Below are 24479 nucleotides of genomic sequence, written 5' to 3' on the forward strand. Positions count from 1 at the left end.
CGAGATCGGGGGCTCGGACGAGGGTGGTCGCGGAGCCGCTTGCCTATCCCGCGCAGCGTCGGCATCCTCTCGCCGTGCAGCCTGGAGACGTGGTCGGCGGTCGTTTCGTCCTCGAGCGTATCGCCGGCACGGGGGGCATGGGCTCGGTGTTCCGCGGCCACGACCGCGCCACGCGCGCGCCCGTGGCCATCAAGGTCCTCGCCCAGCACGACGCCGAGGCCATCCGCCGCTTCGATCACGAGGCCAAGATCCTCGCCGAGCTCGGCCATCCCCATATCGTGCGTTACGTCGCGCACGGGGCCGACCCCGCAGGCGCGCCTTGGCTCGTCATGGAATGGCTGGAAGGCAGGAGCCTCGCGTCACGCCTCGTCGAAGGGCACCTCACGCAGGCCGAGGCCGTGGGCCTCGGGATCCGCGTCGCCTCGGCCCTCGCCGCGGCCCACGCGCGCGGGATCGTCCATCGCGACGTCAAGCCGAGCAACGTCTTCCTCGTCGGGGGTGTGCCCGAGGCCGCCAAGGTCCTCGATTTTGGCCTCGCCCAGGCCGCCTCGAACGGCGCGCGGCTGACCCGCACCGGCAGCGTTCTTGGCACGCCTGGGTACATGGCGCCCGAACAGGCCCAGGGCTTGCGGGGACGTGTCCATGCACGCGCGGACGTGTTCTCCCTCGGCGCGCTGCTCTTCGAGTGCTTGACGGGCAAACCCGCGTTCGAGGGCGAAGGTGTCATGGCGATCCTCGCGCGGCTCCTGCTCGAAGACGCGCCGCGCGTCCGTTCGATCCAGCCGGAGGTGCCGCGGGCGCTCGACACGCTCGTCGCGCGGATGCTCTCGCGCGTGGCCGAGGCGAGGCCCGCCGACGGGGCCGAGGTGCTGCGCGCCCTCGAAGGCATCGACGCCGTTGGAGGTGAAAGGATCTCCGTCGTGCCGGCCTTGCCCGAGGGGATCAGCGATCGCGAGCATCGCCTCGTCTGCGCGATCGTCGCCGCGCCTGCCGTGGAGGCCGCGATCCGGCCGTCGAGCCCGACCTTGCGCACGCAGCTCCCTCGTTCGTCCTGGGACGACGTGCGGGTCATCGCGCGGCGGCACGGCGCCTCGCCCGCGGAGCTTGCTTCGGGCACGCTCTTGCTCTCGCTCGACGGGTCCGCGGACGGGCCGGTGCGCGCGGCGCGGTGCGCCCTGGAGATCGCCGATCTCCTGCTTGGGTTCCGGGTCTCGCTCGTGACGGGCCGCTCCGATGCGAGGCGGGATTTGCCGGCCCCCGAGGTGGTCGAGCGCGCGCTCGATCTGCTGAAGCGCGCGAGCCGCGCGCCCGCGTTCGGGGTGCGGATCGACGATCGGACGCAGGCCCTCTTGCCCGCGCGGTTCGAGATCGAAGGCCCCGCCGACGACGGGCGTCTCCGCCGCGAGCGGGACGATCTCGGCAAGCCGTGCCCGCTGCTCGGGCAGCCCTGCGTGTTCACGGGCCGCAAGGGCGAGCTCGCGGTGGTGCTCGATCTGCTCGAAGAAGGGCTCGACGAGCCACGCGCGTCGGCCGCGCTCGTGGTCGCGCCGGCGGGGCTCGGCAAGACACGCCTCGCGCAGGAGGTGGTGCGCGCGCTCCAGGCGAGCCGCCCGGACCTCGTGGTCGGCTTCGCGCGACCCGGCAGCAGCAGCGCCGAGTTCGGGATGATCGAGCCGGCGATCCGGGCCCTCGCGACCTCGCCCGACGCGGGCGCCGCGGTTCGCTTCGAGGATCGGGCGCTCGACGTCCTCCGGGCGCGCGCAGAGGCGGGGCCGCTCTTGCTCGTGCTCGACGAGGTGCAGTGGGCGGACGCGGCCTCGCTCGCGCTCGTGGATCAGGCGCTCGGCGAGCTCTCGGACCGGCCCATTGGCGTGCTCGCGCTCGCGCGGCCCGAGGTGCGGGACCGCGCGCCGGGGCTCTTCGCGCGCCGGAGCGTGCAGGAGATCCGCCTGGGGACGCTCTCGCAGCGGGCCGCGCGCGAGTTCTTGCGGCGCGCGCTCGGGCCCGACATGGACGACGAAGCCCTCGCGGCGCTCGCGCAGCGGTCCGAGGGCCATCCGCTCTTTTTGCAGGAGCTCGCGCGTGGCGCAGAGGGCGTGACGCCGGAGGCGCTGCTCGCCGTGCACGGGCCCGCGATCGCCGAGCTCGTCCCTGCCGCGCGGCGCTTGCTCCGCGCGGCGGCCTTCGTCGGCGTCACGTTCTGGGAGGGCGCGGTCGTCACGCTGCTCGGCGGCGATACGGACGTCACGCAGGTGCGCTCGATGCTCTGCGATCTCGCGAAGCGGGAGATCATCACGAAGCGGCGGACGAGCAGCGCCCCGAACGACACGGAGTACGCGTTCAGCCAGCCCATGCTGCGCGAGGCGTTCCTGGCGACGTCGACGGAGGCGGATCTCCGGCGAGGTCAAGCGCTCGCCGAGCGCTGGCTGGCGGGCTCGGGCGTGCGCCCCACGGCGCACGCGGGCAGCGAGGGAGACGCCGCGCTCGCCCTCGCGCGGAAGCAAGGCGGCGCGCGTTCATGAACCGCGGCGAGGTCGTCGCCGGCCGCTTCGTGATCGAGCGCCGCGCCGGCGCAGGCGGCATGGGCGCGGTCTACCGCGCGCACGACCGCGCGACGGGCCTGCCGGTCGCGCTCAAGGTCATCCACCAGCCCGCCGCGGACGCGACACGCCGCTTCGACATCGAGGCCCGCGCGCTCGCCGAGCTCTCGCATCCGCACGTCGTCCGGTACGTGACGCACGGGCTCTCCGAGGCGGGGTTTCCCTACCTCGTGATGGAGTGGCTCGAAGGCGAGGACCTCGCCGCGCGGCTCGCGCGCGGGCCGCTCACGCTGGCGGAGAGCCTGCTCGTCGCGCGCCGCGTGGCGGCGGGCCTCGGCGCGGCGCACGCGCGAGGCATCGTGCATCGGGACGTCAAGCCGACGAACCTCGTGCTCGAAGGCCGCGCGATCGAGGGCGTGAAGCTCGTGGATTTTGGCCTCGCGCAGCTCGGCCACACGTCGCGCAAGCTCACGCGGTCCGGGATGATCCTGGGGACGCCGGGGTACATGGCCCCCGAGCAGGCGAGCGGCGACGGCACGCCGATCGACGCGCGCGCGGACGTCTTCTCGCTCGGCGCCGTGCTCTACGAGTGCCTCACGGGCCGCCCGCCCTTCCAGGCCGAGAACCTCATGGGCCTCTTCGCCAAGCTCCTGCTCGAAGAGGCCCCGCGCCTCGCCGAAGCGAGGCCCGATCTGCCCCCGCGGCTCGACGCGCTGATGGCGCGGCTGCTCGCGAAACACCCCGCGTCACGCCCGGCGAACGGCCCGGCCCTCGAAGCCGAGCTCGCCGCGATCGAGGCGCTCGGCACCGAGGAGACGGGCGAGGTCCCGACGATCGCAGACGAGCCCGCGGCGATGGGCCTGACCGACGTGGAGGCGCGGTTCGTCTCGATCCTGGCCCTCCACCGCGACCCCATGAGCGGCGCGCTCGACGTGCAGGTCTCGACGCAACGCTCGCACGCCGACGTCGTGGCGGCGGTGCGGTACGAGGTCGCGCCGCTCGGCGCGCGTGTCGACGAGCTGCGCAACGGCGCGCTCGTGGTCACGCTGCTCGGCGCCGGAGAGCCCACGGATCGCGCCGCGCGCGCGGCCCGCGCGGCCTTGCGGCTCCGCGCGATCCTCCCCGACGCGGCGATCGCGCTCGCGACGGGCCGCGCCGAAGCCTCCGCGCGCCTGCCCGTCGGCGAGGTCGTCGATCGGGTCGCGAGGCTGCTCGAACGGGAGACGGGGGAGGTCCTCGGCATTCGCATCGACGACGTCACGCGCGCCCTGCTCGACGCGCGCTTCGACGTCACGAGCTTGCCCGAGGGCCACCGCCTCGTCGCGGAGCGCGCCTCCGGCGAGGCCGCGCGCACGCTGCTCGGCAGGCCGAGCCCCTTCGTCGGCCGCGACCGCGAGCTGCGCATGGTGCGTGATCTCGTCGACGCGGCGATCGAGGAGGAGAGCCCCTCGGCCGTGCTCCTCGTCGGCGCGGCGGGCGCCGGCAAATCACGCCTGCTCGCGGAGCTCGTCACGCGCCTCCGACAAGATCGACCGGACGTGCTCGTGGCCCGCGGGCACGGCGATCTGCTCGGCCAGGGCTCTCCCTATTCGCTCCTCGGCTCCACGCTGCTCGGCGCGCTCTCGGGGGCGCCCTTCGAGGGCCGCGCGCGGCTCGCCGCGTTCGTCGGCCAATACCTCCCCGCCGCGGACGCCGAGCGTGTCACCGAGCTCGTCGCCGAGCTCATCGGCCTGCCTTTGTCCGACGAGGCGAGCCCGCGCCTGCGCGCCGCGCGCCAGAGCCCGGCGCTCATGAAGGATCACGTGCGCGGGGCCGTCGTGGATCTGCTCGCGGCGATGACACGCAAGCACCCCGTCGTCCTCGCGCTCGAGGACGTGCAATGGGGGGACGCCGTCTCGCTGCGCCTGCTCGACGCGGCCATGCGCGAGCTCGGCCCTCGCCCCTTCCTCGTCCTCGCCGCCGCGCGCCCCGAGGCCCTCACGTCGTTCCCGCGCCTCTTCGGAGATCGCGCGCACGAGGTGCGGCTCGCGGAGCTGCCGCGCAAGGCGAGCGCCCGCCTCACCCGCCACGCCCTCGGCGAGGAGACACCTTCCGCGCTCGTCGACGCGCTCGTCGAGCGCGCCGCAGGTAATCCCTTTTATCTGGAAGAGCTCGTGCGCGCCGTCGCCGAGGGGCGCGGCGGCGTCTTGCCCGAGACCGTGCTCGGCATGATCGAGGCGCGCCTCGACGCGCTCGATCCACCGGCGCGGCGTGTCCTAAGGGCGGCGAGCGTCTTCGGCGACTCCTTTTTTCGGGGCGGCATTCCGGCCCTGCTCGGCGAGGACGCGCCGGACGAGGACGAGCTCTCGGCCGTGCTCGCCTCGCTCGTCGAGCGCGAGATCCTCGTCGCGCGGCGGGACAGCCGTCTCGCCGGCGAGGAGGCGCTCGCGTTCCGGCACATGCTCCTGCGCGAGGGCGCGTATGCGATGCTCACCGATCGCGATCGCGCCCTCGGCCACAGGCTCGCCGGCGACTGGCTCGAAGCCCACGGCGAATGGGACCCGAAGATCCTCGCCGAGCATTTCGAGCGCGGCGGCGACGGGGCGCGGGCGATCCCCCATTACGAGCGCGCCGCGCAGCATGCGCTCGGGGCGGGCGACGACGAAGCCGCGCTCGCCCTCGCCGAGCGTGGCCTCGCCCTCGGCGCCGCGGGCGACCGGGCGGCCGCGCTCCGGGCGACCCAGACCGACGCCTGGGCCTGGAACGGGGATTGGGCCCGGGCCTTCGCCTCGGCCGAGGCCACGCTCGCCCTCGCCACGCCGGGCACGACGAGCCATTTGCGCGCGCTCGGCAGCGCCATCACGAGCCCCCTGCTCGCGAACCAACCCGAGGCCCGCGCCGCGTTCGTCCGCGACCTCGCCCGCGTGAACCCCGAGCGCGCCGCGATCCCCGCGTTCGCCTGGGCCTACAGCGTGGCGATCATGCCCTACCTGGTCGGGGCCCAGCGCGAGCTCGCCGAGGCACACCTCGCGCGCCTCGAAGAGGTCACGACCCCCTTCCTCGACCACGAGCCCTCGGTGGCCGGCTGGGTGAAAATGACCCGCGCGTTCTGGCTGCGCTACGTCCCCCGCGACTTCGCGGCCGCGCTCGCCCTCGACCGCGAGGCCCTCGCCCATTTCGAGGCCGCGGGCGATCGGCGGTATGGCCCTTATGTGCAGATGCACGTCGGCCTCGATTGCTGCTACCTCGGCGCCTTCGAGCAGGCCGAGGCCGCCCTCACGCGCGCCATGCAAGGCGCCGAGCCGGGCAGCATGATGGCGCTCGCGTCGCGCACGTACCTCGGCCGCGTCCTCGTGCTCCGGGGCCGCCCGGCCGACGCGCTCGAGCCCTGCACGGACATCCACCGGGAGGCCGAGGCGCGCGGCGAACGCACCGTCGCCCTCAACGCTTCGCTCCTGCTCGCGGAGGCGGCGCTCGCCGCGGGCTTCCTCGCGGCGGCTCGGTCCCGCGCGCTCGCCCTGCAGCCGCTCGTGCAAAACCTACCCTTCGCGCGCGCGTCGCTCGCGGGCATCTTGGCCGCCCTCGCGCTCGCCGAGGGCCGCCCGGCCGAGGCCCTCGCGCTCGCCGAGCCGGCGATCACCGAGAGCACGCGGCGCGGCATGTACCATTTTGGTCACGAGCACCTCGTCCTCACGCGCGTGGATGCGCTCCGCGCCCTCGGCCGGGCCGAGGAGGCGCGCGCGGCCGTCCTCGCGGCGCGCTCCGATCTTTTCGCGCGGGCGACCCGAATCCCGGATCGGCTCCTTCGCCAAACCTTCCTCGAACGCATTCCGACCCACGTGGCCCTCCTCGCTCGCGCCGAGGAATGGCTTTCGCATCCCCCCGCTGCGCCCGCTTCGACGCTGGTGTCCTGAGCAAACGGCGCATCACGCCCGGCGCTCGGGGCCCGCCCGCGGGCGCTGGAGGGTTTCGCGAATGGACGGATCGCCTGTCAGGAAGGACGCGCCCGAAGACCTCGCGCCCCGCTCCTCCACGCGCCTCATCGACGAGGGCGCGGCGCTCCGCGCGAGCCTGCTCCAGGAGCTCCCGGAAATCCCGGCGCGTTACCTCTACGACGACACCGGGAGCGAGCTCTTCGAGCGCATCACCGGGCTCTCCGTGTATTACCAGACCCGCACGGAGATCTCGATCCTGGAGCGCGCCGCCGCCGATATCGTCGCGCACGCTCGGCCGCGTCATCTCGTCGAGCTCGGCAGCGGCGCGGGCCGGAAAATCCGGATCCTGCTCGATGCCCTGCGGGCGGACGGTCCTTCCGTCACCTGCACCATGCTCGACATCAACGAGCTCTTCTTGCTCCAGTCGATCGATCGGCTCTCCGCCGATTACCCGGAGTTCGTGTTCCGCGGCGTCGTCGGCAATTTCATGACCGACCTCGGGCGCCTCGGCCCCGCGGGCGGGCGGCTCGTCGTGTTTTTCGCCGGCACCGTGGGCAACCTACACCCGGACGAGCGCCGCTCGTTCCTCGGCGACCTCGCGCAGCGCATGGATGACGCGGACGCGCTGCTGCTCGGCGTGGATCTCGTCAAGGATCCGGCCCGGCTCGAAGCCGCGTACGACGACCCCGAGGGCGTCACGGCGGCCTTCAACCTGAACGTGCTCTCTGTCCTCAACCGGCGGTTCGCGGGGAATTTCGATACGTCGGCCTTCCGGCACCGCGCGTTCTACGATCGGAAAAACGCCTGGATCGAAATGCGCCTCGTCGCGACGCGCAAGAACGAGGTCCGCCTCGACGCGCTCGGCCTCCGGCTCGCCTTCGACAAGGGCGCCGAGATCCGCACCGAGCTCTCCTGCAAATTCACGCGCGCCTCGCTCGAGGCTTCTGCCGGCGAGGCCGGCCTCACGATCGACCGCTGGTACACCGACCCGGCCGACCTCTTCGCCCTCGCCCTCGTCCGGAGGCGTCGTTCGTGACCCTGCCCCTCGAATCGTTCTGGAAAGAAAAACTCGACACGACCTACCAGCGCACGGACCTCCTGTTCAGCCTGCTCCCTCGGGGGGCCCTGCTCGAACGGCCGATCGGCCTGCGCCACCCCTTCCTGTTCTACCTCGGCCACCTGCCGGCGTTCGCCTGGAACCAGATAGGCCGGGGCGTGCTCGGGGCGGGGCGCCTCGACGAGGCGTTCGACGTCCTCTTCGAACGGGGCATCGATCCCAAGGACGAGCCGAGCGCGTGCCAGGCGAGCCTCTCGAAGTGGCCGCCCGTCTCCGCCGTGCTCGCCTATCGCGACGAGGCGCGCCGCGCCGTCCGCGCGCGGATCGGCGAGGTCCTCGGCCGCGCGGACGACCCGCTCTGCGCGAACGAGCGCATCCTGCACCTCGTCGTCGAGCACGAGCTCATGCACCAGGAGACGCTGCTCTACATGTTCGCGGAGTGCCGCCCGAGCCTGATCCCGCGCCCCACGCGCATGGCTCCGCCCGCATCCGGCGAAGGCCGCGCCGCCGAGCGTGTCCGCATCCCCGCGGGCGACGCCGTCGTCGGGGCCGCCTGGGACGAGATCCCCTTCGGCTGGGACAACGAGTTTGGCAGGGCCCACGTCTCCGTCGGCGCCTTCTCCCTGGATTCTCTGCCCGTGCGAAACCTCGATTGGCTCGTGTTCCTCCGCGCGAACGGTGATCCCCCGTCGCTCCTGCCCCGCTCATGGATTCCTAGAGGCGCTCGCCTGTTCGTCAAGACGGTGTTCGGACCCGTGCCTTTCGAGGTCGCGAGAGGGTGGCCCGTGCAGGTCTCGGGCGAGCAGGCGCGGGCCTATTGCGCGCACCACGGCGGCCGGCTGCCCACGGAAGCCGAGCTCTGCCGCGCCGCCTACACGACGCCGGACGGCGCCCGCAGGCGTTATCCCTGGGGCGACGCCGCGCCTGCGCCCTGCCACGGCAATTTCGATTTCGCCCGTTTTTTCCCCTCACCCACGGGCGCGCATCCGGCCGGGGCGAATGCGTGGGGTGTGGAGGAGCTCGTCGGCAATGGCTGGGAATGGACGAGCACGCCTTTCTCACCCTTGCCCGGGTTCGCCCCGTACGCCCGGACGTATCCCGGTTATTCCGCGGATTTCTTCGACGCCGAGCATGACGTCGTGTTCGGCGCCTCGTGGGCCACCGACAAAAAGCTCCTCCGCCCGAGCTTCCGCAACTGGTACCGACGGACGTATCCGTACGCGTTCACGAGTTTTCGTGTCGCGTGGGACGGGTGAGCTACCGCGCGCTCTCCCGGATCTGCGCGAGCCGCCCCATCGCCCCTGAAAGCGCGGGATACAGCCCCACGTACACCTCGCGGTAAAGCCGCTCGTATACCGCTCGCCGCTCCCCGGGGACGAAGACCTCGCCGCGCGACGTCATCGCCGCGGCCGCCTCCTCGATCCCTGCAAACGCCCCCACCCCCGCCGCCGCCAGGATCCCTGCGCCGAGCGACGTCGCCTCGCTCGTCCCTGCCCGCACGATGGGTTTGTCGAGGACATCCGCCAGGATCTGGCACCAGAGCGCGCTGCGCGAGCCGCCGCCCATCACGCGGAGCTCCGTGATCGGCCCTGACGCCCGCTCCACGCCGTCCGTGTGCAATCGCTGTTCGAGCGCGATGCCTTCGAGGATCGCCCGATAGAGGTGCGCCGGCCCTTGCCCGCCGGAGAACCCGAGCAGGAGGCCCGTGGCCGCGTCGTCCCAGTAGGGATTCATGACGCCGTGGAAATACGGCACGAGTACGAGCCCGTCCGCGCCCGGCGGGAGGCCCTCCGCTTCCCGTTCGAGCGCGGCCAGCGTCGACGACGCCGCATCTGCGTCCGCGCCGAGCAAACGCGCGAGCCACGTGAGCGTGAACGTCCCGCCTTTCAGGTCGGTCTCGTACAAGAACGCGCCCGGCGTCGCCGCCATCATCGTCCGAAAGGCCCGATCCGTGCGGTACTCCCGCGAAATGACCCCCGACACGATAGCCGTGCCGAGGTTCAGATACATCACGCCCGGCCCGACGACGCCCGCGCCGAGCGCCGCCGCTTGCCCATCCCCGGCGCCCGCGAAGACCGGGATCCCCGCTTCGATCCCCAGGTCCGCGGCGACCGCGCCGCTCACCTCGCCGATCCGCTCGCCCGGCTCGGCGAGCGCGGGCACCTCCGACGCGGACAAACCTGCCCATGCGAGGATATCCGCGGAAAAACCCCGCGCCGCCATGTCCACGAGGCCCGTGGGATCCGCGCTCGCCACGGACGTGACCAGCCGACCCGTGAGCCGGTGGGCGAGAAAGGCGTGCACATCGAGCATCCGCACGGGACGCGAGGCGAGGTGCGGCGCGATCCGGTTGCGCAGGTGGAGCAGCTTGTAGAGCGAGGGCGTGGTGCAGGGGAATTTGCCCGAGATCTCGTGCAAGCGCGCCTCCCCCACCTTCGCCGCGAGCGCCGCGACCTCCGCCCGGCAGCGCGCGTCCATCCACACGAGCGCGGGATGCAACGGCTCGCCGTGCTCGTCTGTCAGGACGAACGTCTCCCTCTGGTGCGTGATCGTGATCGCCCGGATCCGCTGCGCGCCCCGGTCCCCGAGCGCCTGGGCCGCTTCGCGTGTCGCAAGGGCGAGGGCCTCCCACCAGGTCCGCGCGTCCTGCTCCCACGCGTCCGGCGCCGGGTTCGAGAGCGGGATCGGCGCGCGGCCCTCCGCGACGGCGCGGCCCTCCCGGTCCCACGCGATGGCCTTGCACGCCGTCGTGCTGCAATCGATCCCCAGGAAAAGCGCGTCGTCCCCCGCCTCCATCGTCATGCCCCGAAAAACGAATCGAACGGCATCTCCACCGGCGCGTCGTCGAGCGCGATGGCAATCAGCTTTCGCAGGAGCGGCAATTCCCCGGGGCCGAGCTCACCCCGGGCCTCGTACGCGGGCAAGGCCCGGCGCATCACGTCGAGGATCTCCAGGCATTCGAGCGTCGCGCCTTCCATCCGCGCGACAGCCTCACGCGCGCCGATCCCGAGCCCGAGCAGCCGGCCAAACCGACCCGTGCGGCCGCCGTTCATCGTGACGTCGAGATCCCCCACGCCGGGAAGCCCCGTGGCCGTCATCGGATCACCACCCAGCATCGTGATGATCCGCATCATCTCGCGAATGGCCTGCGCGAACACGGCGCTCTCCCAGTTGTGCATCGCCACGCTCCCGGGCGCGCCGCCGTTCTTCTCGTGCAGGCCCGCGCCGAGCGCGACGCCCATCGCGTACGCATTCTTGAGCGCCGCGCACACCTCCGCGCCGATCACGTCTGCGCACGGGAAAACGTGATAATACGGTCCGCGCAGTGCGCTCCCGAGCTTGTCGAGCGCCTCGCCGTCCCTCCCCGTCACCACGACGGACGTCGGCACGCGCCGCGCGAGCTCCCCCGCGATGCACGGCCCCGCGACGGCCGCCGGCGACACGCTCGCCCGCACCTCCTCGGGCAAACCACGGCGCACCACGTCGGGGAGCACCAGGAGCCGGCCGGCCTCGCCGTCAAGCTCGAGCCCCTTCGTGATCATCACGAGCGGCACGCCGGGCCGCGCGTGGGTCGTGATCGTCTTCGTGGCCCAGCGAATGCCCGCCGAGCTCACGCCAAACGCGAGGATGTCCGCGCCGCGGACGGCCTCTTCGAGCTCGGCCGCGAAAAACGGACGGATCGAAGCGGGCAGATCGAGCTTCAGCGTCGGGTGAAACGCGCGGGCACGCAGGCTCTCGATGATCGCGGCGTCGAGGTGCGTGCCGACGAGACGCACGTCGTGCCCGCGATCGACGAGCGGCACGCAAAACGCGCTGCCCATCATGCCGGCGCCGAGGACGGTGATGACGGCCATGGTGGCGGCGGAGGGTACCCAGAACCGTCGCGTTTGCAAGGAGTTGCCCGGGGGGATTGCCTGCGGCAGGCCCCTCGGTATCATCGCGGCCGAACCAAGGCGCGGAGGTCTTCGTGAGCGGAGAGGACGAGGGCAGCAGCGGCAAGAAGATGGGGGGATTCGCGGCCGTGATCGCGGCAATCGGCATGTTCGTCGCGCGGGCCGGCGATGATTGCGCGAGGGTCGGCGCGAAAGGCGCGATGCTCGGCGACGACGCTGCGCGAGGGCTCGGCCGCGCGGGCTCGCTCGCCGATGACGGCCTTCGCGGCGGCGGAAAGCTCGGCTCGCTCGCCGATGACGGCATGCGCGCGGGCGCGAGAGGGCCGCTGCCCCCCATGCACGGCCCCGAGGGCGGCGGCCTCGTCGAAGAGGCGATGAGCGCAGGCGCCAAGGCCGAAAGCCACGCGGGCGACCTCGCGGAGATCGGCGTCGACGTCTCGATGGAGATCCTGTCGAACGTGGGCCCGAGCGACGGGGACGAGGACGACGATCACGCAGGGGAAGCGCCCGTCGTCGGTGGCATCCACATTCCGCCCCCGCCGAGCGCGACCAACAGGAAGAGCCATCCAGCCGATTTGCTACGAGCGCGGAATGTCGTGTCGAGCCCGATGCTGCTCGGCCTCGCCTCCGGGGCCCCGAACACGATCGCGAGCGCGACGGAGCCATTCGCCTGGCTGGAGAGCCACGGCGCGCACAACCCCGTCGGGTTGCTCTACCCATCGCGCGGCAAGGTCGACACGAAGACCACGATTCCGCTCGTCTCCTCCGCCGGCGACACGACCGACGACGCCACGATCCACCGGACGTGCCTCGGGCTCGGGATGAACTGTGTCGTGCTCGTCTGCGAGCCGATCCCCGCAGGCGCGAAGGAGCCGTGCGTGAAGGGCGCGGTTGCCGCGTGGAAGTCGGTCGAGGCCCTGGATCTCGGCGCGAAGCCCGCCCTGCGGGACTTCCTCGGCAAACTCCTCCTCGCGCGCGCGGAGCGGCCGTCGTTGCAGTACCTCGTCCTCTCGCGGCTCGACGTCGACAGCACGCCGCCGCGGATCGTCCGGAGCCGCGTCGACATGAAAACCACGCCGGCGAAGCCCTGAGGCCCGCCGCGCGCGCCTTCGCGCCCCGATCCGCGCCTACCGCACCCGCCTCACATGAAGCTCGTCCGCCGCGTCGAGCCACGCGACCTCCGCCCCGTCCGGCGATAACGCGACGGATTGCGGGTTCGTCACGGCGAACTCCGCCTGCTCCTCCTCGTCCCAGCGCACCAGGACGGCCTCGCCCGTGATCCAGGCGAAAGTCCCGTCCCGCGCCACGTCCACGCTCCCGGGTCCGAGGCACAGGGCGCCGCTGAAGCTGCGAGACGTGTCCGTGGCCAGCTCCACGCAATCTCCCTCGCCGTCCGGCCGGACGGAGACGTACCACGCGGCCGTACTGTCGATCGCAATCGACACGGTCCCCCGATCATCGAAATCGGTCGGCCAGCACTCACCTCGGCCAAGCTGCTTGTTCGCCTCGTCAAACGGTCGAATCTCGAATCCGCGCTGATGCCACCCCGCGGAGCCATACTCCGACGCATAAGGCCGCGTGCGATACGCGACGGCATACGCCGCGTCGGCGAGCGCGACCGTATGGCAGAGGTGCTCCTCCGGCAACCAAAGATCGTCGCGCATTCTGCGGCCCCGGAGCGTCTCCCACGCTGCAAAGGCGATCACGTCGTCGAAGGCCGCCGCGAGGCGCATCGCGCGACGGTCGAACACGAGCACATCCGGCGCCCCGAGATGCGCGCGCTCATCGAGCAAGGCCACACGCCCGTCGGCGTGGAGCACCCGCTCGCCGTCCGCGAGCACGAGATCCCCCGTCGGATCCAGCGCCGCCGCGATCCACGACGGCGCAATGCCGTGCACGTGAATCTGCCCGCCCGGCTCGCGCACGAGCACGCGATCCAGCGCGACCCGCGCGACGAGGCCGGCCTCGCACCAGAAGAGCGGCGCCGCGGTCCGCGGACCGTCGCCGCTCACGAACCCCGCTTCCGCCGCGGAGGCTTGAAGAGCCCCACCTCGGGCGGCGGCGACGTCGCGCGCTCGGCCTCCGTGGCAGCGCGCAGCTCCGCCGCAAATGCCGGATCCTTCGCCGCCCTCCGCCCGAGCGAGCGCCGCAGCGGCAGGAGATCGGCCCGCCCGAGGGCAAGCTCTTCCAGGCACCGCGACAGCTTCCCGTGCGCCACCGCGACCGAGAGGCGCGCGTGCCCCCGCACGTCGACCTTCCGGCCGAGCGCTTCCATGCGCGCGACATAGATCCGATCGAAGGCTTCGAGCAGCGCGCCATCCGCGCGCCCGGCGTCTTCCGCGATGATGGCCGTGCTCTCGGCCTGGATGCGCGCCCATTTCTCCTCGTCGAGCCCGTGCCGGCGGAGCGTCACGCCCACGTCCACGGTGGGCCCGGCGATTTCCGCCGCGACCGACGCATACTTCTCGAGCGGGAGTGGCAAGAGCAGCGCAGAGCCCGGCAATGCGGGCTCGCCTTGCTCGGGCTCGGGCGGCTTGGGTTCGAGGGGAATCGTCGGCAGCGTGACGAGCGCGGGTTTGACGGCGTCCTTCGGCGAAAAAGGAACGGGCACGGCGCTCGCGGGCACGGACGCAGGCGCGGGCGGCGGCACGGACGCAGGCGCAGGAATGCGCGCGGGCGGCGGCACGGACGCAGGCGCACGCGAGGACGGCGGCGCGGCCTCCGCCTTCACGAAGGGCAATCCCGCGCTCGGCAACACCCGCGGCGCCTCCTCGGTCTGCGGGCGCGGCGACGCCGCGGGAAAGGGTGTGGCCGGAGAAACCTTCGGGGGCGCGGTCGAAGGCCCGAGCGTCACACTGCCAAACGGGAGGACCCGCCCGGACGGCGGCGGCGCCGACGGCCGCGCCGGCGTCGGCGGATCTGGCTCGATGTCGAGCTCTTCCTCGGGTTTGGCAGGGACAGGCGCCGGCGGCGGGGGCGGCACGCTCGTCCGCTCGAACGGTGTGGCGGGACGAATGACCACCGCGGGCGCCCCCACGTGCACCGTGCTGCTGCCGAAAGGCAGCGCGGGGCGCGGAGGCGCAGCGGGCGCGGCCGGCGCAGCAGGCGCAGACGCGCCGGGCGCCGCGGGTCGGAAGGGCAAGGCCGGGGCCTTCGCCGACGCGGAGCCGCTCGTGGTGCCGCCCGATCGCACCTGCCCGATCGGCCGCGTATCGTGCCTCATTTCGAGCGGATGTTTCTCCGGCGCGCCCGCGACGTCTTCGAGCGATCCGCCTTGCCGCACGACCTTCTCGATATCGGCAGGTCGGACCCGCAAGCCTTGCGGATGGCTCGCGACGACGAGCGTCCCCACGGCGATCGGCGCCTTCGCAGGCACGTCCGTCAGGCCGCGGAACACGAGCGACAAACGCCCCCGATCCGTGTCGATCGTGAGCGTATCACAACGCAGCGCGATCTCGCTGACCCGGCCCGTCTTGGGATCGATCCGGAAGGCCTGCGGCCGCGCCGCGGGCAAACGTGTTTCAACGCGCTCCAGCGTCGGATGCAGATGTTCGAGCACGAGCGTCGCGCCGGGCCGCAAAAGCGGGATCTGCTGCTCCGGCGGCGCGGCCTGGAAAACCCCGAAATCGAACCCCTCGGGCGCCGGGCCTGGCTCCTCGCCGCGCGCGGCCGTCGCCCACCGATGTCCCTCGTCGGTCACGAGCCGCCGCCGCTGCGGCCATCCCGGCGCGAGCGGACCGAGCCCCGGGGTTTGTCCCGTGGATGCGACCACGTTCGCCACGGCCATCGCGTCGCGCGCCGGCGTCGCCGCGAGATCGATCCCGACCGGGTTCCCCTCCCCGCGCGCCGCGCGCTCATACCGCAGCGGCATTCGCGTGAACGCGGCCGCGGGCCCCGCTGCGAGGCCCTCGGGCCCGGGCGTGAATCGCCGATCCCCGACGAGGCGCAGTCCCTTCGCGAAATCGCCCATTTCGATGCGACAGGACAGCTCCGTGACGGGCGCGCCTTTCGGCGCGAACGCATGCCCGACGACGAGCACGTCCGTGCGTGGCTTGAGCGGCGCGAAATCAGTGGCGAAGCGCAAGGACGCGCCCGGCTCGTTGTCCCAGGTCACATCCCCCGACGGCTCGTCCTGCGCCGGCGCGACCGTCGCCTCGGCCCCGTGCACGAGCAGGAACGTGGCTTTGACGAGGATCGTGAGCGAATGCACCCCCGGCGCGGCCTCCCAGACGAAGGCCGCTGCAGGGAATGGGCAAAACGAGCGGATCTCCAAGACGAACCAGGTGATGAAAAGCCAGCGGCCCTAGGGCGCGAGCAGGAGCACCTTGACCTGCGCGGGCACGATCGCGAGGCCGGGACAGTTCGTGTTGTTCTGGATGTTGAAGCTCGTCATGCGCGTCGCCGGGATGCCATTGACGAGCACGGTGAAGGCCCCGGTGATGGGACGCGTCGGCGACATGATCATGCCCGAGGCCACGCCCATCGCGATGCCCGGCGTATCACCGATCGAAATGAGCGGCGTCGTCAGGAGGTGATGCGCCGGCGTGCACATCCAGAGGACATTGAACGAAGGCGGGAAGCCGAGCGGGCCGAAGGACACGTTCGGATACGGGATCGGCACCGGAACCGGCATGGGCGTGAGGCACACGTCCGGAAACCCGAGGTTCACACCGCCCAATTGCGAATTCCCGAACATGTCGCGCCTCCTCCCTGCCCCGGTGTTCGCTTACCCGAGATGAATCTGCTCGCCGTCCATCTTCACGAGCTCCTCGGCGGTGACGATGGCGTTCTCCGCGCGAAGGCTCATGACCTGCTTCGCAGAATAATCGATTCGCTCGGCCTTGACCTGGTCGACCTCTTCCACCTTGCGGAACGAGCGCTTCACGCGCTCACTCACGCGCTCGACGACGCGCTCGACGATGCCGCCCTCGTGGCGCAGTTTGCCAATCTCGCTCCGCACGAGCCCGCCGAGGTACGAGAGGCTGTCCATCACCACGCTGCCGGTCGCCGCGTGCACGCGCACGCCGTCGGCGAGGACCGAGACATCCTTTTGCGAGACGAGGTCGATGCCCTCCTTCGAGGCCACGCGCACGCGGCCCTCCGGCACCTTGATTTCGAGGTCGCCGTCACAAACGAGCGACGCGCCCGCGCCCTCCTCACGCGTAAGCACGGCGAGGACCCACGCCGCGCCGCTCGGGGCGCCGGCCACGAGGACGAAATCGTCGATGCGCGGCTCGACGAGGCAACTCGTCGCGCGCCGCGCCCGCATGTCGCCGCGGCCCGTGCGGACGATGAAGAGCCCGGGCTCGGCGTGCACGACCGTGCCCATGACCTGGTATGCCTCGAGCTCATCGAGCTTTCTCGCGAGATTGCCGTTCATGTCGTCCTCCGTGCCGTCTCCATAAGCTCCACGCCTCGAACACCCGCCTCGATCACGAGGCCGGCAAGAACCCTTCCGCCTCGGCGAGCTCCGCGTCGTCGCCGAGCGCGATCTTCCGGGCGAGCCCGAACGTCGCGTCGTCGTCCTTCACGCGATGGAGCCGCGTCCGCAGCATGTTCGCGCCCGCGAAATCGGCACGCGAGATGTCCGCATTCGAGAAATCCGCATACGAGAGCGTGGCCCCGCCGAAGCGCGCGCCCACGCACGTGGCGCGGACGAACACCGAAAGCTCGAGGTCCGCCTTCTCGAAATTCGCGCCCGTCGCCAGCGCCTCCACGAAGAGCGTCTCGCGGAGCATCGCGCCCGAGAGAATCGCCCCTTCGAGCTTCGCCGCCGCGAACATGGCCTTCGGCGCCCGCGCCTTTTCGAGCTTCGCGCCGCGCAGATCCGCGCCCTTGAAATTGCACTGTTCGAGGTTCGCCCCCGAGAGATCCGCGCCCGAAAGGTCCGCGTCCACGAACTGCGTGCAGCCGAGATCCATCCCCGAGAGATCCATCCCCGCGAGCACCGATTCGTGCAGCACCGCGATCTCGAATCGGGTCTTCGTGATCAGGGCCTTTCGCAAATCCGTCTTTGCGATGACCGATTGCTTGACGAGGCTCCCCCGCAGATCGATGCCGTCGACCTTCGCGTCGACGAGCGCGCCGCGATCGAAGGTGACCTCGGCGAGCGAGGCGCCCGAGAGATCACACTCCACGAAAAACACCGTGAGCAGGTTCGACCCCGAGAGATCCGCGCCCGCAAGGTTCGAATCGACGAACCGTGCGATCGGCGCATAGAGCTTCTTCAAATTCGCGCCGGTGAGCTTCGATTCGAGGACGGAAGCGTGGTGCAGGTTTGCCCCTTCGAGGTTCGCCTCGGAGAGATCACAGCCGCAAAGCACGCTCTCCTTGAGCCGCGCGCCCGCGAGGTTCGCGCCCTTGAGTGCGACCTTCTCGAAAATGCCGCCCGAGAGATCGGCGCCTGCGAGATCGAGGCCGGAGAGATCGATCTCGCTGACGATCTCGCCATTCTTCACGAGCGTGACGAGCTCTTCGCGGTTCATCGGGCCGACCTCTGGTGCACGACGCGCTTCAGGTTCGCCTGATCGAACCGCGTCTCGTCATCTCCGACGGCGCGGAGCAGATCCGCCGCGAAGAGGTTCGCGCCCGTGAAATCGGCGCCCGCGAGGCGCGCTTTGTGCAGGATGCCGAGCATGAGGTTCGCCGAGACGCACTGCGCGTTGCGGAGGTCCGTCCCGACGAACCGTGAATCCACCGCGATCACGCGCGCGAGGCTCGCCCCGCGCAGATCCGCCTCGGAGAGGTCGCTCTTCGAGATCGTCGCCTCCGTGAAATCGGACGATTGCAGCCTCGCCCCGCGCAGGTTCGAGCCCGGGAGCTTCGCGCCCTTGAAGCTCGTCCGCTCCATCGTCGAGCCGTGCACGACGCGCACGTTTTCGAGCGTCGCGCCGTCGAACCGCGCCCCATCGGCCGTGACGCCGACGAACGTGCACGACGTGAGATCCGCGCCCGTGAAATCGGCATCTACCAGATTCGACTCGATGAAGCTCGATTTCCCGAGCTTCGCGCCCGCCCAGCGGACGCCCTGGAGGTGACACTTGACGAAAAAGAGCTTTTCGCCGTGCGCGCCCGAGAGATCCGCGCCTTCGAGCCGCAGCTCGATCAGGAGCGCGCCGTCGAGCAGGACGCCGTGGAGCTTCGCGCCCGCCGCGTCGGTCTCGTGCAGCGTCGCCCCCGAGAGATCCGCGCCCTCGAAATCGGCGCCTTCGAGCCTCGCGCGCCCGAGGTTCGCCTCGCGCAGCGAGGAGAGCGCGAGGCGCGCATTCGTGAGGTTTGCCCGCGCGAGCACCGCGCGATCGAGCTTCGCGCCCGTCAGGTTCGCGCCCGTCAGGTTTGCGCCTTCGAGGTACACCTCTTCGAGATCCGCGCCCGAGAGATCGATGTCCGAAAGATCCGCGCCCGAAAAATCACGCCGCGCGAGCTTGTCGCCCGTCGCATAAGCGCGCCGGATGTCGGCCCGCGCCCGCTCGCTCTCCTCCGGCTCCATCGGCGCCGGCGCCTCGGCGTGATGCGCCGCGATCCGGTAGGCCGTGTGGACCTGCTCCTCGGCCTTGCGCAATTGATCGAGAAGCCCGGGATCCGCGAGCTTCTCGGCCACGCCCGGGAGCTCGACGCCCGCGTTCTTCGAAAGCTCCGCCATGTCGCGCAGCTTCTCGATTTCCTTCTCGGCGCTGAACTTGGGCGGGCCCGTCTTCTCGCGCCGCGCCTTCTTGATGATCTCGTCGTAATCGAGGCCCTGCGCCGCGCACATCGCGCGGACCTTCTGCTCGGCCTCCGCCTGCTTCTTCTCGGCCTCGGCCTTTTGCTTGTCCGCCTCGGTGTTCATCCGATCGACGTAGGCCGGCAGGTCGTCGAGGCTCGGCACCTCTTCCTCGGGCGGGATGGTTTGTCGCGGCAGCGTCTCCGGGTCCGCGCCCATCGCAATCGCGCGCTCGCGCCCGCGGTCGAGCTCGGCCTGCGCCTTACGCCGCGCGTTCTTCAGGACGAGCATCTCCTGCTCGATGGCCTGGTCATACTCGTCCGCGAGGATCGGCGCGGCTTTCGGGGCCGTGGCGAGGCTGCGCGGCATGAGGTCGGGGTCGCGCAGGATGTGCAGGTGCGCGTTCTTGCGATCCATCCGCTGCGCGAAGACTTGCTCGTAATGGGCGCGCGGCTTGGGCTCGTCGCCGAGGTCTTCGAGCGCCGCCATGGCGACCCGCACGTCGGAGGCGTCGGGCTCCTCGATCTCGTGCAGGCCCCGGAACATCACGATGCCACGCCCGAGGTGCGGGAAGAGCTGCACCGTTTCGAGGTGCAACGGGACCTCGACGAGATCGTCGCCCTTCTCCGGCGAGAGCTGCAAGAAACAACGCGCCACCACGCCGGGGAGCTGCGACGTGATCACGCTCTCGTCCGGGTGCATGTTCTCGATCCGGAATGCCTCGTCGCCCCGGAAGTACCCTTCGAGGCGTTGATCCTGCGGCGCGACGTTGAAGACCCCGAAATCGATGTCGAGCGCGAAGCCGGGGAACTGCTCCTCCAGCCATTTCTTGTCGTACGTCCCCATCTTCGCGAAATGATGGGGCCAGGTGAGATCGAAGGGCCCGAGGCCCGCAGGCTCGGGGCGGTCTCCCTTCGATTTCACGACGTGCCGCGGATCCTCGACGTTCGGCAGCGGGTGGGTCGTGGAGCCGGATTCGGTCTTGATCGGCGCGAGGCCCTTGCCGACCGGGTTCTGCGGGTATTTCTCGCCGCCGAACGCGTGTGCCCAGTCGATGGGCATCTTCGTGAACGGGGCCGGATCACTCGGGCCCATGAGGCCCCAGGTGCGGTCGCCGATGATGTACAGCGTCTTGTCGATCGGCCCGAGCGAGACTTTTACGTGCGCGTAGGGCGCCTCTTTTTTGCCCGGCGGGTAACAATGCCCCGTGACGAGCAGCTCGCCCCGGGGCTTCCACATGCAATGGTCGAGCACGCCAAACCGGCCAAGCTCCTTGCCCGCCATCTTCCAGAGGTCGACCTCGGTCCCGATCGATTTCGGCGAATCGAACGGGAAGAGCGCCATGACCGTGGGCACGAAGAGGCACCGCCGCTTGTGCTCGAAGGTGCGGTGCACGAAGGAGAGCCGGAGAGGCTTCAGGATCTTCACGCGCGAGGATCTCGCTAGAAAACGCTCTGCTCAGGTGTTGACGTGCAAGCCAGCGACGCCGAGGCTGAGGCCCTTGGCCTCCAGCTTGTTGCCGATCGCCTGGAGCTTGAGGCCGAGCGCATTCAAGTTCGTCGCCTTCATGTCCATCGCGAGCGGCGTGATCGAGATCGAGGGCCCGAGCGTGAGCGCGAGCGCGACGGCCGCCGTGATGTCGACTTTGATGCCGCCGAAGAGCGAAACCTGCCCGCCGGCAAACCAGCCGAGCGAGAACCCGAGGTGGCCCGAGAACGTGGCCCCATGCGTGAAGCCCGAGAACTCGGCCGCCTTGAACCACTCGACCGGGCCCTGCGTCGAAATCTTCTGATTGCCGTTGATCGACGTGGTCATGTCGCCCTTGACCGTGAGGTCGTAGGTGCCGTCGATCTTCTCCACCGAAGACCCGGTGACGTGGATGTCCTGGTTGCCGTCGACGAAGAGCTTGTCCTCGCCCGTCACGCCCTGGAACCGCGTGCCGAGGTAGATCCCCGTCATCTTCCCGTGCACCGTCTCGTCGTAGGTGCTGTGGAAGCGCTCGGTGTTCGTCCCGTGCACGTTCAAATCGACGAGGGCCTTGTAGACCTGCGTCGTCGCGCTCGTGACCTGAAGGTCGAGGATGTCGTTGTAACGGACCGTGACCGCGCCCTCGACCGTCTCGTCGAGCGTCGCATGGTAGGTCTGCGTGACGGGGTTCGTGACCGTCGTCGTGAACGGACCTTCGTACGTCTCGGTGATGGTGCCGTGGACGTCCTCGGTCTTGTTCGCCATCACGTCGACGTCGAGGTTCACCCCCGTGTAGATATGGCCGCTGCCGTCGGTGCGTAGATCGAAGTTGTAGGCGCCGGCGCCGAGGTGGAGCGAGGAGTTGAGCTTCGGCGCATAGATGTGCACGTGCGTCGAGCCGAGGAGATCCTCCATCTCGATGTAGTTGTTCGACCCCGTCCGGATCAGGTTCTTCGTGTAATTGTTCTGCGTCACCACGCTCGGCGTCTCGGCGTTGTGCGCGGCGCCCGCGATCACGGGTCGATCCGGATCGCCGCCGAGGAAGACGAGGTGGACCTCGGTGCCCTTGCGCAGCGGAAAATGCTGCCCTTCGACGGTACCGCCGTGCGGCTGGAGCATACGCACCCACGTCGAGCGCGAGCCGTCGATCGCGTCGCCCTCGTCGAAGAAGATGTTCACCTTGTAACGGCCGTGCCCGTCGATCTGCGCATACGGGCTCGCCGCCGTGCCGTCGACGACGCCGTCGACGACGCCGTCGATGCGCGGCCAGGGCGTCTTGCGCTCGGCGCGGAACTGCGTCGCGTGCGGAATCGCGTGCACCGTGGCGAGGTACGTCTCCTTCGTGGGCGCCTCCTCGCCGAAGAGCATCTTCATGTCCTCGCCGCTCGCCGATTGATTGCCGAGATGCTCGATCTCGATCGTGAGGTACTCGCTATTGAACGCGATCCGCGGGTGCTCTTCGAGCAGGAACACGTACCCCGGCCGCAGATAAAACTGCGGGCCTGTGCCCGTGTACACCGTCTGCCGCGCCGCGATCTCCTCGGCGCGAATCGAGGCGTACCGCGTGCCCTCCCCCGGCGTCCTCACGTTCTCGCCGTAAAGCACGATATCGCCCTTGCCCGAGAGCTCGGCGCTGCCTTTGACCTCCAGGCTCGGCTTCAGGTAGTTGTAGTCCGTCACCTTCACGCGGCCGGGCAGCGCGTTCGAGCGACACCGGAACGAGCGGATCGACTCGCCCGCCGAGACGTCGCCGGGCGGCGCCGGGAAATACTTCACCGGCTTCGGCGCGAGTTTTTTGTGCGCCGCGCGCGTGTCCGTGAAGACCAGGACCTCGCGATCCTCGCCCTGCTCGAAGTAGAAGTAGATGCCCTCGCGCTCGGCGAGCCGAGCAATGAAATCGTAGTTGCTCTCGCGATACTGGCAGACGTGCTCGAGCTTCGTGTAGTCGTTCCAGAGCGAGATTCGGTAATCGTTCGCGCCAAGCCCGCCCTCTTTCAGGAGGGCCTCGATGATGTCGGGGATGCTCGCGTCCGTGAAGATGCGGCTGTGGCGCGTCAACGTGAGCTGCCAGTACGTCGGGACGAGCCGCGCGAGATAAAGTCCGTACGCGCCGTAATCGTTCACGAGCTCGACGGACGCGAGGATGCCGTGGAAGACGAACGGCGGCGCGCCGAGGCCCCGATCGATGTTCAGCGTGCCGCGGGCTCCGACCGCGGCGGCGACGTCGACGTCGAGCCCCGTGAGCTTCAACGCGATGTCGAATTCATAGGTCCGCGAAATGGCCTCCCGCCCCTTGAAAGCCGTGACCTGCGCCGTCGGGGGGAAGGCGGTGGACAAGAAGGTGAAGATCTCGCTCATCGCTCACGCTCCGGCACGTGGTGCGAGAGTAGAGCATGGGCCCGTGCCGGTCGTAAAGGGGCACCGCCCGGAAAGAACGCTCGCAGAGGCAGCGGAAAATTCCTGATGCTCGCGGCCTTGACCGCTCTCCTCGTGGCGTGGATCATCCCATGCTCGCACGGAGGCAACACATGCGGATCGGTCGACACGCGAGGCTCGTCGGGATCGGGTTTGTGGCCCTCGCGGCCCTCGGCTGCGCCAAGGACGAAGGCGAAGGGAACACGTCGAACAGCACGGGGACGCCGATCGAGCCGCCCCCCGAGCCGTCGGCCAACCTTGACCGGAACATCCAGAGGACGGCGCTCACCGTGGATCTGTCGACGATGACCGGGACCGCGGTGCTCGATCTCGCGGGCTCGCTGGAGGACACGGGCGCGTCGTTCGAGGCGGCGGGGCTCGAAATCCAGAGCGTGTCGCGCGCCGAAGGTCCGCTGAAATGGACGTTCGCGCAGGGCCAGCTCGACGTCGGCGTGCCCAAGTCCCTGGGCTCCGCGCAGATCACGGTCGATTACACGTTCAAGGAGCAAGCGCAGTTCGAGGGGCTCATGGCGAAAGGCTCGACGCTCGTCTGGCCTTACTTCTGCGGCAATCTCTTCCCGTGCCATTCGGACCCGGCGGACGGGACGACGTTCGAACTCACGGTCACGGGCACGCCCCAAGGCATGACCACGTTGCATCCGCCCGCGATCGGCATCGACGCGCCGTCCTACCAGATCGCCTGGGCGACGGGGAGCTACACGAAGCTCGACGTGGGCAAGACGTTCCAGGGGACGAACCTCGTGGCCTATTACCTGCCAGGCGGCGGGACGGACGCGCAAAAAGGAACGGCCGTGCTGGTCGACGTGATGAACTTTTACGAGACGATGCTCGGCGGATATCCGTTCGGCGGCGAGGCGGGCGCCATTGCGGTGGACTGGGGGCCGGGCGCCTACGGGGGCATGGAGCACCACCCGCTCTGGCACGTCTCGACGATCGCCATGGGCGACCCGTGGATCCAGGCGCACGAGGCGGCGCACGGGTGGTTCGGCGACGGCGTGCGGCCGGCGTGCTGGGAGGATTTCGTGCTCTCCGAGGGCACGGTGAGTTACCTCGAAGCGCGGGCGATCACGGAGGTGATGGGCGCGGACGAGGGCACGAAGGTCTGGTCCCATTACACGACACGCCTGAACACGGCGATGGCCGGATCCGCGCCGAAGATCGCCTGGCCCGAGGGCTGCGGCGTGGTCGATCTCCTGAAGGATCAGCTCTTCGGGGACATCGCCTACATGAAAGGCGCGTTTTTCTTCCGCGCGCTGGAGGCGAAGATCGGCAAGGCGAAGCTCGACCCGTCGCTCAAGGCGTTTTTCCTGAAACACAAGGGGAAGGCGGCGCATTTCCAGGACCTGCTCGACATCATCAAATCGGTGGGCGGGTATGACCCCACGGCCTGCGCGACGGCCTGGCTCCGCAGCGAGATGGTGCCGTCGGAGCAGGTCTGTCCTTGAAGCGCGAGCGCGCACCCCGGAGGGC

The 24479-nt window shown here is 70.2% G+C and carries 15 protein-coding genes; 6 read left to right on the forward strand and 9 right to left on the reverse strand.

Annotation, left to right across the window (positions count from 1 at the left end):
• Window positions 1-74: 74 nt before the first annotated feature.
• The 4 genes from QHF89_RS31185 to QHF89_RS31200 all read left to right on the forward strand — a co-directional run bounded on the left by QHF89_RS31185 (window position 75) and on the right by QHF89_RS31200 (window position 8767).
• Complete coding sequence (locus tag QHF89_RS31185; protein WP_136971225.1) at window positions 75-2522, forward strand: serine/threonine-protein kinase; 2448 nt, start codon at window positions 75-77, stop codon at window positions 2520-2522.
• A complete protein-coding gene (locus QHF89_RS31190; RefSeq protein ID WP_136971226.1) occupies window positions 2519-6433 on the forward strand; it encodes a serine/threonine-protein kinase in 3915 nt (1304 codons plus the stop codon). The genes QHF89_RS31185 and QHF89_RS31190 overlap by 4 nt, the downstream gene beginning before the upstream one ends.
• A 61-nt stretch (window positions 6434-6494) precedes the next feature.
• The gene (gene egtD, locus QHF89_RS31195; protein ID WP_284721146.1) at window positions 6495-7490 is read left to right on the forward strand and encodes an L-histidine N(alpha)-methyltransferase; all 996 of its coding nucleotides are present in this window, start codon (window positions 6495-6497) and stop codon (window positions 7488-7490) included.
• Window positions 7487-8767 (forward strand): SUMF1/EgtB/PvdO family nonheme iron enzyme, encoded by a 1281-nt coding sequence (locus tag QHF89_RS31200; RefSeq protein ID WP_136971228.1) that lies wholly within the window; start codon window positions 7487-7489, stop codon window positions 8765-8767. The genes egtD and QHF89_RS31200 overlap by 4 nt, the downstream gene beginning before the upstream one ends.
• Window position 8768: 1 nt before the next feature.
• Here the strand turns inward: QHF89_RS31200 and QHF89_RS31205 are convergent, their stop codons facing one another.
• Both QHF89_RS31205 and QHF89_RS31210 read right to left on the reverse strand, forming a co-directional pair.
• A complete protein-coding gene (locus tag QHF89_RS31205; protein ID WP_136971229.1) occupies window positions 8769-10313 on the reverse strand; it encodes a xylulokinase in 1545 nt (514 codons plus the stop codon).
• A complete protein-coding gene (locus QHF89_RS31210; RefSeq protein ID WP_284721147.1) occupies window positions 10310-11365 on the reverse strand; it encodes an NAD(P)H-dependent glycerol-3-phosphate dehydrogenase in 1056 nt (351 codons plus the stop codon). Before QHF89_RS31210 ends, QHF89_RS31205 begins: the two co-directional genes overlap by 4 nt.
• 113 nt (window positions 11366-11478) lie before the next feature.
• On the opposite strand from QHF89_RS31210, the gene QHF89_RS31215 reads away from it, so the two are divergent.
• A complete protein-coding gene (locus QHF89_RS31215) occupies window positions 11479-12495 on the forward strand; it encodes a hypothetical protein (RefSeq protein ID WP_284721148.1) in 1017 nt (338 codons plus the stop codon).
• Window positions 12496-12531: 36 nt separating this feature from the next.
• On the opposite strand, the gene QHF89_RS31220 is transcribed toward QHF89_RS31215, so the two are convergent.
• The 7 genes from QHF89_RS31220 to QHF89_RS31250 form a co-directional block, all read right to left on the reverse strand.
• Window positions 12532-13416 (reverse strand): hypothetical protein, encoded by an 885-nt coding sequence (locus QHF89_RS31220; RefSeq protein ID WP_136971232.1) that lies wholly within the window; start codon window positions 13414-13416, stop codon window positions 12532-12534.
• Window positions 13413-15614, reverse strand: a complete 2202-nt coding sequence (locus QHF89_RS31225; RefSeq protein ID WP_284721149.1) for a DUF2169 family type VI secretion system accessory protein — start codon at window positions 15612-15614, stop codon at window positions 13413-13415. The genes QHF89_RS31220 and QHF89_RS31225 overlap by 4 nt, the downstream gene beginning before the upstream one ends.
• 93 nt (window positions 15615-15707) lie before the next feature.
• Complete coding sequence (locus QHF89_RS31230; protein WP_136971234.1) at window positions 15708-16100, reverse strand: DUF4150 domain-containing protein; 393 nt, start codon at window positions 16098-16100, stop codon at window positions 15708-15710.
• A 30-nt stretch (window positions 16101-16130) separates the two neighbouring features.
• Complete coding sequence (locus tag QHF89_RS31235; RefSeq protein ID WP_136933575.1) at window positions 16131-16784, reverse strand: DUF3540 domain-containing protein; 654 nt, start codon at window positions 16782-16784, stop codon at window positions 16131-16133.
• 52 nt (window positions 16785-16836) lie between these two features.
• Window positions 16837-17889, reverse strand: a complete 1053-nt coding sequence (locus QHF89_RS31240) for a pentapeptide repeat-containing protein (RefSeq protein WP_136971235.1) — start codon at window positions 17887-17889, stop codon at window positions 16837-16839.
• The gene (locus QHF89_RS31245) at window positions 17886-20534 is read right to left on the reverse strand and encodes a DUF2169 domain-containing protein (protein ID WP_136971236.1); all 2649 of its coding nucleotides are present in this window, start codon (window positions 20532-20534) and stop codon (window positions 17886-17888) included. Before QHF89_RS31245 ends, QHF89_RS31240 begins: the two co-directional genes overlap by 4 nt.
• 30 nt (window positions 20535-20564) lie before the next feature.
• Entirely contained in the window at window positions 20565-22931 is a 2367-nt protein-coding gene (locus tag QHF89_RS31250) for a type VI secretion system Vgr family protein (RefSeq protein WP_136971237.1), read from the reverse strand.
• A gap of 170 nt (window positions 22932-23101) precedes the next feature.
• On the opposite strand from QHF89_RS31250, the gene QHF89_RS31255 reads away from it, so the two are divergent.
• Window positions 23102-24454, forward strand: coding sequence for a M1 family metallopeptidase (locus QHF89_RS31255; protein WP_284721150.1), 1353 nt, complete (start codon window positions 23102-23104; stop codon window positions 24452-24454).
• Window positions 24455-24479: the final 25 nt, after the last annotated feature.

The sequence above is a fragment of the Polyangium sorediatum genome, from assembly GCF_029946465.1.
Classification (GTDB): Bacteria; Myxococcota_A; Polyangia; order Polyangiales; family Polyangiaceae; genus Polyangium; species Polyangium fumosum.

Coding starts and splice junctions, on each gene's coding strand:
- QHF89_RS31235 (WP_136933575.1), bottom strand. CDS start 16,784: ATGAACGGCAATCTCGCGAGAAAGCTCGATGAGCTCGAGGCATACCAG.
- QHF89_RS31190 (WP_136971226.1), top strand. CDS start 2,519: ATGAACCGCGGCGAGGTCGTCGCCGGCCGCTTCGTGATCGAGCGCCGC.
- egtD (WP_284721146.1), top strand. CDS start 6,495: ATGGACGGATCGCCTGTCAGGAAGGACGCGCCCGAAGACCTCGCGCCC.
- QHF89_RS31255 (WP_284721150.1), top strand. CDS start 23,102: ATGCGGATCGGTCGACACGCGAGGCTCGTCGGGATCGGGTTTGTGGCC.
- QHF89_RS31240 (WP_136971235.1), bottom strand. CDS start 17,889: ATGAACCGCGAAGAGCTCGTCACGCTCGTGAAGAATGGCGAGATCGTC.
- QHF89_RS31230 (WP_136971234.1), bottom strand. CDS start 16,100: ATGTTCGGGAATTCGCAATTGGGCGGTGTGAACCTCGGGTTTCCGGAC.
- QHF89_RS31210 (WP_284721147.1), bottom strand. CDS start 11,365: ATGGCCGTCATCACCGTCCTCGGCGCCGGCATGATGGGCAGCGCGTTT.
- QHF89_RS31250 (WP_136971237.1), bottom strand. CDS start 22,931: ATGAGCGAGATCTTCACCTTCTTGTCCACCGCCTTCCCCCCGACGGCG.
- QHF89_RS31205 (WP_136971229.1), bottom strand. CDS start 10,313: ATGACGATGGAGGCGGGGGACGACGCGCTTTTCCTGGGGATCGATTGC.